Source organism: Chitinophaga ginsengisegetis, from assembly GCF_900168065.1.
Lineage (GTDB): Bacteria > Bacteroidota > Bacteroidia > Chitinophagales > Chitinophagaceae > Chitinophaga > Chitinophaga ginsengisegetis.
Map to the genome: position 1 here is coordinate 596,754 of NZ_FUZZ01000003.1, position 11,956 is coordinate 608,709.

Here is an 11,956-nt window from a genome sequence, read left to right on the forward strand (position 1 = left end):
CAAGAAAATTTTATAAAAAAGAGCGTTTTTTCGGAAAAAACACACTTTTAACCTCATTTTTCCACATACTTCCGGGATTTTTAGTCTTTTCAAAAGAAATTTTGACCGGATCACCTCACTTATCAACAAATCTTCCAAACCATCTTTCTTCATATTTCCAGGAGCATCATTTGGTGCTTTTTACCCCGATTTGTTAACAAATTTTTCTTTTTTTCTCAATTTTTTCACCAAATTTTTAATAAAGGCCCTCTTCCGGCATTCACTTTTCCAATAAATTCCATCTTAAAACCTAGAAATTTGAATGCATTAAGAATGGATTCCTCTGAATTTTTCCAGCACTCCCCCACAGAATCTAAGAAAATGTAAATCTCAGCGCCCTGGCAAAGCGCTTACAATTAAACACAAGCATACATTTATCCGGCATAGCAAAAAATGTCCGATTCTCAGCGCATACCCAGTGACCTGAGCATCCAGCCGCTCAAGAAAAACAGGATTGTCTCCGGGAAAAATAAAAAAATTCAATTGTCAGCGCCTTCGTCAGCCGCTGAGATATGCTCAAAAATCTGATCCCAGGATAAGTCCGCAAACCTTTCTGAATATTCAATTCTCAGGGCCTTGCTTATACGCTGACAATCGTCTGAAAAATATTTCTCCGTATTTCTAAAAGTGGAAAGTTAAATACTCAATTCTCAGCGCACTTACTGTGCGGCCTAGTTGCGATATAATTCAGGAAAGCAGGAACAGCTGCAAAGCGAAGTTAAATATTCAATTCTCAGCGCATTGACAACGCGCTGAGAATTGAATAAAATCAAGCCCATCCGGGGTAACCCAATCAACACTTCATTCTCAGCAAACTACAAGTCAGCTGAGAATTGGATGAAACTTAAAATCCCGGGGTAACCCCAGTAAAAAGAGAAATATTCAATCCTCATAGCCTTCTTTAAAAATCAAATGGTTGCTCAGTTGGAAAGCTCCCATTTGCCCCAAAAAAGATGGATAAAGATCTCCAAACAACTCCGAAAAGAAGCCTCTAAAAGAGGAGAGAAAAGCTTTCGTTAAATTATTTGTGAAAAAATAAAAGGCTTGAGAATGTAACGAAAATGGAAAGCATGGGGTTTCCACATCATTATAGAAAATATTGAATTGTCAACGCGTTTAAAAAATAACAACCGAGAGTTCCCTGAAAGAAAATTCCGCACGCTATTGCGTGATAAAAAAGAAATATCACATCCTCAGGCCAATATCAGTGCGCTGAGAATTAAATATTCTTCTAAATCCTTCACTTACCCAATGCCGATTACTTTTTTTTAATTCTCAGGGCACTAAAAAACAATTTCAAAGGGTTTCTAACATCAAAAAATATTGCGTTGCATTGGCTTTTACGAAGAATGGTACAGTTACGTCATGGATATAAGTTTCTCACGGCCTTCATAACGCGCTGAGAATTAATTGATTCGTACCTAAATACGAAGGCCGTGAGAATATTAAATTCTCACGGCCTTCCGTAAACTATTAACTTCCTATATATAAAAAGTAAAATCTAAATAACTATGTAAATCAACTAATTATATTAAAGTCCAGCCTGTGCACTAATTTCCAGCATGCGTTCAATTGGCTTTTTAGCGGCTATTCTCAGGCTTTCTTCCATTGTAATTTCCGGCTGTTCATATTCCATACACAAATACAATTTTTCAAGCGTATTCAATTTCATGTGCGGACAGTCGTTACAAGCACACGCATTATTGGGTGGAGCGGGAATAAATGTTTTACCGGGATTCTCTTTCTGCATCTGGTGCAGTATGCCGGTTTCAGTAACAACGATATATTCCTGCGCATCATCCTTTTGACTAAACTTCAGTAAACCTGTGGTGGATCCGATATAATCCGCAATGGCCAGAACCGCCGGTTCGCATTCCGGGTGGGCAATCACTTTGGCTTTGGGATGACGAATCTTCAGCTTTGTAATCTTTTCCAGGGAGAAAATCTCGTGTACCATGCAGGCGCCATTCCATAAAACCATGTCTCTACCCGTTTTTTTGATCAGATAGGCCCCTAAATTCCGGTCGGGGGCAAATATGATCGGCTGGTTGCGGGGAACGCTTTCGATGATTTTCTCGGCATTGGAGCTCGTGCAGATGATATCACTGAGCGCCTTGATACCCGCAGAGCAGTTGATATACGAAATCACGATATGGTCAGGGTAACGGTCCCGGAACTTCTTAAACAGCTCCGGAGGGGCACTGTCGGCCAAAGAACAACCTGCCTTCAGGTCGGGTAACAGCACTTTCTTCTGGGGACTGAGAATTTTTGCGGTTTCAGCCATAAAATGTACGCCGGCAAAAACAATCATGTCCGCATCAGTTTTGGCAGCCTGCTGACTGAGTCCCAAACTGTCTCCGATGTAATCTGCGATATCCTGGATATCCGGTTCCTGGTAATAGTGCGCCAGGACGATAGCGTTTTTCTTCTTTTTCAAATTTTCTATCGCTTCAAACAAATCCAGGGAGGGATCGACTGATATATCCAAAAATCCGTTGCGTTGCAAATTTTTTTTCGCGTCAGCGATTTCCATAATCATAGCTATATACTTCTTTAAATATTTAAAAGAAAAGCCCACTACTATTAGGGCTGTGAATATGTGGAAATTTAATTTCCGGCTCACGTACAAATGTAGTTGTTATTCCTTTTTATTACGCTTTCCACACGAAATTAACATGCCATTTCCGCGCCAATACTGGCTTTTCCTACTTTCATCCACATACGTGGATATCCTCCCTGGTGAAAATCTTTTTCGTCAACTGTGTATTAGGAAAATGTTAAAAGAAGGCATTTGCTATCCACATTTCCACGCTTTGATTTTTAAGGGTAAATTTAACCACAATAACAAAATTAGTTTTACCTGTGAGCAGAGGCACCTTTTCCCACCTTATTTTGCGTTTTACAGGGGTTTTTACACATCAATTGTGGAAAAGAAACTCTTGGAGATGAAAAATGGTCAAAATGCATACAGGCTTAAATTAGCCCTGTTTTATTCACAATTTTATGTGGATTAGAGAATCCGCTTTTTTAACATTTGTGAATAACCTTTTTTTAGATTTTGACACTTAATTTGGGCGAAATACCTGCTGTAATCAACGTTTAAAAATATTTAGCCCTTGAAAAAGAAGAGGTTGTTAATAAGCCCGTCATGTGGAAAACCTGTGAATGTTACATAGTCCACAAAAGTGTTATAAGCACCTGAAACCCTTTACTGTATTGAGTTTTAGAGCAAAAAATACTCTTTTGCAGTTACAGTTTATTTATTCTATTTTTGCTATCCTTAAAAATGTAGACTATATAATATATGTCAGTAATTCAGAAAATCAGGGACAAGTACGCCGTCATGATCGTTGTAGTGATTTGCCTGGCTATTGTTAGTTTCCTGTTGCAGGATGCCTTTTTTGGCAAAAGTTCTCTATCCCGTCGCGATACCAGCGTGGGTAAAGTAAATGGTGAAGATCTCGATTTAGCAGAGTATCAACGTCGTATTCAGGACGCAGAAAACAACGCGCGTCAGCAAATGCCCAATATTGACGAACAAACACGTCAGTATATCCGCGAACAGGTTTGGAACGAGTTTCTGAATGAACAAATTATGCAGGCTCAATACAAAGCATTGGGTATCGACGTAACTGAGGCAGAAGTTGTAGACCAAATCAAAGGTAAAAACCCCAACCCGGTAGTTGTGCAACAATTTACCCGCGATGGCCAGTTTGACCGCAATGCTTTGCAACAGGCTATTTCACAGGCAGGCAGTAACCCGCAGATCCGCGAAGGTTTACACCAGCTGGAAAGCTATATTGCCAAATACCAGGAGCGTTTGAAATATGTAACCCTTGTTAAACAAGGTATCTACTATCCAAAATGGCTGGCAGAACAACAACAGAAAGATAACAGCCAAACAGCAACGGTATCTTATGTAAGCGTTCCTTATGCTACCATTGCCGATTCCACTATTAAAGTAACAGACGCGGAACTTGATCGCTTTATCCAGGATCACAAACAACTGTTTAAAGTAGAAGAATCCCGTAAAATTGAATATGTATCCTTTGATGCGATCCCTTCTGCCGCCGATTCAGCTGCTGCTATCCAGCAGATCATGGCAATGAAGCTGGAACTGGATACTACAAAAGATAACATCGCCGGTTTTATTAACCGTAATTCAGATATTAAATATTACGACGGATATATTTCCAGGAACGAAGCGAAAGTTCCTATGAAAGATTCTATCGTGAATCTGCCTGTAGGAACCGTTTTCGGACCATACTACGATAATAACCTGATCGTTTTTGCGAAAATGGTAGATCGTAAGAATATGCCAGATAGCGTAAAAGTTCGTCACATCCTCATCGCTTCCGGCGCTCAGGGTGGTTTACCGGACTCTATTGCCAAAAAACGTGCAGATAGCCTCGAGCTGGCTGTAAAAGGCGGCGCCGATTTCAAAGCACTGGTTAATCAGTTTTCTGATGATCCGGGTAGCAAACAAACCGGTGGTGAATATGAGCTGACTCCATCTTCCCAATTTGTTCCTGAATTCAAAGACTTCGCTTTCGATGGTTCAAAAGGACAGGTAAAAGTGGTGAAGACGCAGTTTGGTTACCACGTTATGGAAATACTGGATCAGAAAAATATTGGTCCGGCTATTAAGGTAGCTTATCTCGGTAAGTCTGTAGAAGCCAGCAAAGAAACTAATAACAACGCATTTAGTGCTGCGAGCGGTTTTGCCGGTAAAAGCGGTAATGCTGCAGCTTTTGAAAAAACAGTACAACAGGAAAAGCTGAATAAAAGAATCGCTGATAATGTGCGTCCAATGGATTTCGTGATCCCCGGCATCGGACAATCACGCGAACTGGTACGCTGGGCTTACGAATCCAAACAAGGTGATGTAAGCAAAGTATTTACCTTCGATGATAAATACGTAGTGGCCGTTTTAACCAATGTACGTAAAGAAGGTACTGCTCCGCTTGCAGATGTTAGACCTCAGGTAGAAGCTGAAGTTAAGAAACATAAGAAAGCAGAACAGATTATGGCTAAACTGCAAACTCCGGCTTCGCTGGACGCTGCAGCAAAAGCAACCAACCAACCGGTGCTGAACGCGGAAGGCGTTTCTTTCGCTACTCCGTTCATCGCTTCCCTGGGCTTTGAGCCACGTGTTGCTGGCGCATCTTTCAATAAGAAATGGGGTACTGCAACCGTATCTGCTCCAATTGAAGGAAATGCAGGTGTATATGTGATTAAGGTAGATAGCTTCCAGCCGTCTGCTCAACCGGCTCAGGATATCGCTTCCCAACAGGCTGCTTACGAACAGGGTGTTAAATCCATGCTGGATCAGCAACTGTTTGAAGTGTTGAAAAAGAAAAGTGACGTGAAGGATACCCGTGGTAAATTCTTCTAAACCACTACATTTTTTACTGACATAAGAAAAAGGGAAGCACTACTGCTTCCCTTTTTTTATTTCCCTTCCTCCTGCCTTTCACCCCTTATTCCTATTCCTGCGCCGATATTCGTAAATTTGTATTCTTAAATAGGGATAAAATGGAAGAAATCATAAATAAAGTAGCGCAGAGTGGATTGGAAACCATTGATCTGGAACAATTTTACCCAAAGGGGGAAATTGTTGTTTTTGATATGAAGGATTACCTGTTTATGGGACTCATCCTGAAAGAAAAGGATTTCCGGGCAGCTATGCAATCGCACGACTGGGAGCAGTACCGCGGAAAAAATGTGGGGTTAGTATGTTCTGCAGATGCCGTTATTCCTTTATGGGCTTATATGCTGGTAATGACCAACCTGGAACCGGTAGCGGCCTATGCGGCTTTCGGCGATGCTGAATTTATACACAACACGTTGTACCTCAGGAACCTGGGAGAAATTGACCTCTCCGCTTTTGCTGACAAAAGAATTGTTATTAAAGGATGTGGTGACAAACGGGTAGGAGAAATTGCCTATGCGGAAATTACCCGCCTGTTACGCCCGGTAGTAAAGAGTATTATGTATGGAGAGCCCTGCTCTACTGTACCCGTTTATAAGAAGAAGAGCTAAAACCAGCCTCTTTTCCGGAATATCATTATCATCAGCACCAATAATATGCCCATGCCTCCCAGGGTATAATAATAACCGTTGGTAGATGCCAGTTCGGGCATGTTGTGAAAATTCATTCCATATATACCAGCGAGCAGTGTTGGCGGTGCCATTAACGTAGTAACCACCGCCAACACTTTCATGATTTCATTCATCTTCAGATTCAACTGGGTATGATACATTTCCTGTAAATTCAGCACCATATCCCGGTAGTTATCTGCCAGATCATTACATTGAATGATGTGATCGTATACATCCTTGTAGTATTTGGTCACTTTATCATCCAGCAGATCGCTTTCACTTTTCAGAAAACCGTTCACCAGTTCCCTTACCGGCGCAATAGCCCGTTTGAACAGGAAAACCTGGCGGCGTAAATAATTAATCCGCGCCAGCGTACGGGTATTGGGCTGATGTTGAACCAGGTCTTCCATCATTTCAATCCTTTCCCCCAGTTTATCCATCACGATGAAATAATTATCGATAATTACATCCAGTAGTGAGTAACAAAGATAATCTGCGCCACCGTTGCGGATCCTGGATCCTGTTATTAAAAGTTTTGCTCTCACCGGGTCAAATACATCCCGTGCGGGATCTTCCTGGAAAGAGATCACGAAATTTCTGCCTAATACAATACTTACCTGCTCCAGGTCTATAGAAGAAGTTTCGCTATTGAAATAAATCATTGGAAGCAAACAAAACATCCGGTCATTGATTTCATCCATCTTTGCCCGTTGCCCTACACTCAGAATATCTTCTTCCAGTAATGGGTGGATTATAAACTGTTCACATACGGCATGCACCTCTTCTTTCCTGATACCATCAATGTTGATCCAGCTTAATTGCGGAGCGTTTGCATACTTGAAAGTTTCTTCTATTTTATTCAGCACCAGTTCTGAACAAAGACTGATATTATAATCAAAAACGGTGATCTTGGTCTCTGCCGCCGGCTTGCGGGTGGTTACTCCTTCCGCCGGGTTAAAGTTCATGATGCGTTGCTTCTTCACCTTGAATGGGTTTAGTACTTGTACTACGCCGGGAATAGGCAATTTATTTTTGAAGGCCATATTTGCTGATGTTACCAGGATTGATTACCGAATTTAAAGTAAAAATCGGTCAGAATACCTGCTATACATTAATAATTACACCTGTTGGCCGAAAGTTGTTTAGCCCCGGCTTTTGCCGGAAACGAATCGCATAAGGCTGAAAATAAATGCGTAACTTAAATCCTATGGGGTATGTGGACTAATTGTCTGGGCCTGGTAACAGATTGTTTTTTGAGAGATAAAAAAAAGAAATCGCCCGGCATTGTTAGAGCCGGGCGACATGGATTAAATATGATGAATTGTGTAATAGCTTAGAACCTGGGCAGCTCAATAACCGGAGGAGTACCGGTGGCAGGACGTTCAAACAAATCGCCATACTGCGCATTGGCAGGTTTGAAGCCGCTGTTCCATAAGTAGAACCATCCGTTTTCTGAGCCCCCGCCATAGTCGAGCCTGTCTTTTGCTTTAGCGGTGGCATCATTGGAGAATTTTGCTTTGGTAAGCTCTATCCATTCGCCGGTATTGGTTTTGATCCAATGGTTACCGAAGTATCCCTTGCGGCCGAGGTGACCATTTTCAAAAGAGAAATTTTCCAGGAAAGAATAAAGATGTCCCATATACTTCCCGTCTTTAGGGGCTCTGAAGCTGGCAATCAGTTTCCACTCTTTGTGTTCAGGAACATAAAAATAGGCAGTGTAAGTAGTGGTATTGCCTGTTGGTACACTGTGCATCAGGAAACGATAAGTATCTCCGGCTTTCCAGTTGTATACCCAATGGCTATGCCCACCGGTGCCTTCGCCGCCAAACCCGCTGGCGTCCACACTATCTCCTTTTGCCAGCATCACCACCTGGTCTTCATACTTTACTTTGCTGCGCTCCTGCGGTTCCCCGCCAGCATCCCATACGGAAAAAATAATCCTTCTTTCGGTAGGAGAATTTACCTGCATGCCAAAGTAACCCCTGTGAAATCCGCAGGACATGAAATAAGTGCCCAGTTTATCTTCTCCTTCCGGCACTTTAATTTCTCCATAAAACCACTCTACATTTTTACCTTCCGGAACAGGATAGTTTAAATGTACAGAAGCCGCACGGCGCCAGGGTTTGGCGTTGTACTGAATATCTTTGACGGCCGTGCCGGAAAGGGTTACATTTTTAACATCTGCATATACGTTTCCTTTCCTCTCCACTCCTTTTAATGATACACAATAGAAGCCTGCTTTTTTAATAGTTGTTTGTAAGGCAGGAATATTTACGAAATCAGTATTGGAAGGAATGCTAACTATTTTTTCTGTACCATTTACCGAAACAGATACTTTGCTTTCAGCATCGGCTTTCGCTGATAGTGATACTTTGAGCGAGCCGGGAGTGGCTACATGAAAATAGAAATTAACGGTGTTGCTGTTATCCGTCCAGTGTATAACGCCGTCGCGTTCACTGATCTCTACATGTTCTTCTACCGGATCGGCATAGGCGGCAAAGCCAGGCAGCTCAGCCACCCGCGCCTGTGCAAAGGCGTTGTTAACAGCAAAGCCAATAGCCAGCGATGCTGCGAGGAGTGTTTTCTTGTTCATTGTTCTTAATTGTATGTCAACAAATAAAGCAGCATCTGTTTCCAAATGCAATTTTGCGGAAAAAAAATTACAATCGAATGAGATTCCCATACAATCAACGGTATGTGCATTAATTTATACAGGGCAGAAACGTACTGATCTTGTGGGAAGTACTGTGCGCGTAAGGGAAGACAAAGGGAATTGTTTTTGTGGCAGATAAGTATGCTGCCGCGGTATTTATCTGCCGGAGGCAGGATATTTCCAAAAACTATATAAAACATTATTTTATGGAAAACCAATTAAAAGATAAGAAGGTAGCTATTTTAGTAGCAAATGGATTTGAAGAAGTAGAACTGACAAAGCCCCTGGAAGCGTTGAAGAATGCAGGCGCTACAGTAGATATTGTTTCCCCGGAAGGGAAAACCGTTCGCGCCTGGGCGGAAAAAAACTGGGGGAAAGACTACCCGGTAGACAAGGATATAAAAGATGTGGTGGCATCTTCCTATGATGCGCTGGTATTGCCGGGAGGCGTAATAAATCCGGATCGTTTGCGCACCAACGACCGCGTAGTTGCTTTTGTTACCGGTTTCTTCGACGAAAGCAAACCTATTGCGGCCATTTGTCATGGTCCGTGGACATTGATTGAAACCGATGAACTTGATGGCCGGAAGGTAACATCTTATCCATCGTTAAAAACGGATCTTGAAAATGCAGGCGCTTTATGGGTGGATGAAGAAGTGGTGACCGATAAAGGGTTGGTTACCAGCCGGACACCAAAGGATTTGCCGGCATTTTGCAAGAAAATGATTGAAGAAATTGCCGAAGGCCCGCACGATCAGCGAGGCAATGAAGCACGTAAAGGAGGAGTACATCAATTAGGATAATTACCACATACAGGAGTGAGGCGCCTCACTCCTGCTTTTATTTCTTTTTCTTCTTTTTGTATTTCACTTCCACATTGGCAACACCCGTATTCAGCATGCCTATTTTGGAGGCTGCTTTATGTGAAAGATCAATAATCCGCCCCGGTACAAACGGCCCCCGGTCGTTGATACGGACCTTTACACTTTTTCCGTTGGCAACATTAGTAACGGTAACGCGTGTACCGAAAGGGAGCGTTTTATGTGCGGCCGTAAGCGACCGCTGGTGGAAGGTTTCGCCGCTTGCGGTACGTTTTCCATCGAAAGAGTTGGCGTAATAGGAAGCTTTTCCGGTTTCGGTAATTTTCCGGCTACAGGAAGAGGCGCCTGTCATTATCAGGATAATGAACAGCAATACCCAATTGCGTTGTAAGGGTGCAGGGATACACATGGCGGATAGCGATTTAGACAATGACCTAAAAATAAGTCAATTTTCCGAGGCTTTCGGTGACCGGTGGCGGGGAATTTGATGAATGGCAGACAGCTGAACAATGTGAGAGATCAGCTGTTTTTATCAGGCATTCATTCTAACAAATTATTTATGGCAAAACTTGTAGCGGATCAATTAGTAGATATGCTGGCAACCGCCGGCATCAAGCGTATTTATGCCGTAACCGGCGATAGTTTAAATCATATCAACGATGCCGTGCGCCGCGATGGCCGGATCCAATGGATTCACGTACGGCATGAAGAAGTAGGCGCGTATGCCGCAGGTGCGGAAGCACAATTGAATGGATTGGCCTGTTGTGCCGGCAGCAGCGGGCCAGGACACGTTCACCTGATCAACGGTTTATATGATGCACACCGGTCGGGCGCTTCGTTGGTGGCCATTGCATCTACCTGTGCTACCAATGAATTTGGAAGCGACTATTTCCAGGAAACCAATACCATTAAGTTGTTTGATGATTGCAGTCATTATAACCAGGTAGCTGCAACTGCAGAACAGGCTCCCCGCATGTTGCAGGCCGCCTTGCAACATGCCGTGCATAAGCATGGTGTAGCGGTTTTAGGATTACCGGGAGATGTAGCTGCCGCTGATGCAAAGGAAATTCCTACTGCCACGAAGCTGTATCATCCTAAACCCGTTATTTGTCCTTCTGTTCCGGAATTAAAGCAGCTGGCCGGCTTGCTCGGAGATGCAAAGAAAATTGCGATCTATTGCGGCCTGGGCGCCGTAGAAGCGCACGACGAAGTAGTAGCCCTTTCCCAGTTGTTAAAAGCGCCTATTGCATACTCGTTCCGGGCAAAAATGGGGATTCAGTACAACAACCCCAATGAAGTAGGCATGACCGGCCTGCTGGGGCTTGCATCGGCTTATAAGAGTATGCATGAAGCAGATGTATTGCTCCTGTTGGGAACAGATTTCCCTTACACACCATTTATTCCTGAGAAGGCAAAGATTATCCAGGTAGACATCCAGCCGGAAAGGCTCGGCCGCAGGGCGGCACTGGAGTTGGGGCTGTGTGGGGATATCGCGGATACACTGAAAGCGCTTTTGCCAATGCTGAAAGAAAATACCGACCGGCAATTCCTGGATGAGATGGTAGCGTTTTACCAGGAAGTGCAAAAGAAAATGCAAACCTATGTGGAAGATACCGGCAAGGAAAACGCCATCAGCCCGGAGTTTGTGGCTTCTACCCTCAATAAAATTGCAGCTGATGACGCCATTTTTACTGTAGATACCGGCATGACGAATGTTTGGACGGCACGCTACCTTGAAGGCACCGGCAAACGCACGTTGCTGGGATCTTTTAATCATGGTTCTATGGCCAACGCCATGCCGCAGGCTATTGGCGCAGCATTGGCGCAACCGGGCCGGGAAGTGTTTGCGCTGTGCGGCGATGGAGGATTAACGATGTTATTGGGCGACCTGATGACCATTAAACAATATCAACTGCCGGTAAAAGTAATTGTGTTTAATAACCGGGCGCTGGGCATGGTGAAGCTTGAAATGGAAGTAGCCGGACTTCCCGATTGGCAAACGGATATGGTGAATCCAGATTTTGGAGCGGTGGCTGTGGCAATGGGCTTCACGGCATTTACCATCCGTAAGCCGGAAGAGGTGGAAAGCATTTTATCCCAGGCAGTGGAAACAGCGGGGCCGGTGTTGGTAAATGTATTTACCAATCCGGAGTCACTGGCAATGCCGCCGAAAGTAGAGTTTGCCCAGATGAAGGGATTTGCCCTGTGGATGGGAAAACTAATTCTCAGCGGAAGATATGAAGATGTATTTGATGCAGTGAAATCTAACTACAAACACCTGAAAGATGTGCTCTGAGTATGAATTTACGGGGAGATGATTTCAAGAACATCTCCCCGTAAT

Annotated in this window: 8 protein-coding genes; 4 read left to right on the forward strand and 4 right to left on the reverse strand. The window is 43.5% G+C overall.

From position 1 onward, the window contains the following. Nucleotides 1-1,570: 1,570 nt before the first annotated feature. Nucleotides 1,571-2,527: a quinolinate synthase NadA gene (gene nadA / locus B5Z18_RS21140; protein WP_235015974.1), complete on the reverse strand. Its 957-nt coding sequence runs from the start codon at nt 2,525-2,527 to the stop codon at nt 1,571-1,573. 816 nt (nt 2,528-3,343) lie between these two features. Here nadA and B5Z18_RS21150 point away from each other — a divergent pair. Together B5Z18_RS21150 and B5Z18_RS21155 are read left to right on the forward strand one after the other, a co-directional pair. Then, nucleotides 3,344-5,434 (forward strand): peptidylprolyl isomerase, encoded by a 2,091-nt coding sequence (locus B5Z18_RS21150; protein WP_079471490.1) that lies wholly within the window; start codon nt 3,344-3,346, stop codon nt 5,432-5,434. Nucleotides 5,435-5,574: 140 nt separating this feature from the next. After that, nucleotides 5,575-6,081, forward strand: coding sequence for a DUF2480 family protein (locus tag B5Z18_RS21155; RefSeq protein ID WP_079471491.1), 507 nt, complete (start codon nt 5,575-5,577; stop codon nt 6,079-6,081). Here B5Z18_RS21155 and corA read toward each other — a convergent pair. Together corA and B5Z18_RS21165 are read right to left on the reverse strand one after the other, a co-directional pair. Further along, on the reverse strand, nt 6,078-7,184 hold the full coding sequence (gene corA, locus B5Z18_RS21160; protein ID WP_079471492.1) for a magnesium/cobalt transporter CorA: 1,107 nt from the start codon (nt 7,182-7,184) through the stop codon (nt 6,078-6,080). The genes B5Z18_RS21155 and corA overlap by 4 nt on opposite strands. A 290-nt stretch (nt 7,185-7,474) precedes the next feature. Further along, complete coding sequence (locus tag B5Z18_RS21165; protein WP_159454380.1) at nt 7,475-8,734, reverse strand: DUF3472 domain-containing protein; 1,260 nt, start codon at nt 8,732-8,734, stop codon at nt 7,475-7,477. 266 nt (nt 8,735-9,000) lie between these two features. On the opposite strand from B5Z18_RS21165, the gene B5Z18_RS21170 reads away from it, so the two are divergent. Continuing rightward, nucleotides 9,001-9,597, forward strand: coding sequence for a type 1 glutamine amidotransferase domain-containing protein (locus B5Z18_RS21170; protein ID WP_079471782.1), 597 nt, complete (start codon nt 9,001-9,003; stop codon nt 9,595-9,597). Nucleotides 9,598-9,634: 37 nt separating this feature from the next. Here B5Z18_RS21170 and B5Z18_RS21175 read toward each other — a convergent pair whose 3' ends face one another. Further along, nucleotides 9,635-10,024: a septal ring lytic transglycosylase RlpA family protein gene (locus B5Z18_RS21175; RefSeq protein WP_227024447.1), complete on the reverse strand. Its 390-nt coding sequence runs from the start codon at nt 10,022-10,024 to the stop codon at nt 9,635-9,637. Nucleotides 10,025-10,174: 150 nt separating this feature from the next. Here B5Z18_RS21175 and B5Z18_RS21180 point away from each other — a divergent pair, with 150 nt between their 5' ends. Further along, complete coding sequence (locus tag B5Z18_RS21180; RefSeq protein ID WP_079471784.1) at nt 10,175-11,911, forward strand: thiamine pyrophosphate-dependent enzyme; 1,737 nt, start codon at nt 10,175-10,177, stop codon at nt 11,909-11,911. Nucleotides 11,912-11,956: the final 45 nt, after the last annotated feature.

Excerpts from the sequence above, each read along its gene's own strand:
- B5Z18_RS21150 (WP_079471490.1), top strand. The coding sequence starts at position 3,344 with ATGTCAGTAATTCAGAAAATCAGGGACAAGTACGCCGTCATGATCGTT.
- B5Z18_RS21155 (WP_079471491.1), top strand. The coding sequence starts at position 5,575 with ATGGAAGAAATCATAAATAAAGTAGCGCAGAGTGGATTGGAAACCATT.
- corA (WP_079471492.1), bottom strand. The coding sequence starts at position 7,184 with ATGGCCTTCAAAAATAAATTGCCTATTCCCGGCGTAGTACAAGTACTA.
- B5Z18_RS21165 (WP_159454380.1), bottom strand. The coding sequence starts at position 8,734 with ATGAACAAGAAAACACTCCTCGCAGCATCGCTGGCTATTGGCTTTGCT.
- B5Z18_RS21170 (WP_079471782.1), top strand. The coding sequence starts at position 9,001 with ATGGAAAACCAATTAAAAGATAAGAAGGTAGCTATTTTAGTAGCAAAT.
- B5Z18_RS21175 (WP_227024447.1), bottom strand. The coding sequence starts at position 10,024 with ATGTGTATCCCTGCACCCTTACAACGCAATTGGGTATTGCTGTTCATT.
- B5Z18_RS21180 (WP_079471784.1), top strand. The coding sequence starts at position 10,175 with ATGGCAAAACTTGTAGCGGATCAATTAGTAGATATGCTGGCAACCGCC.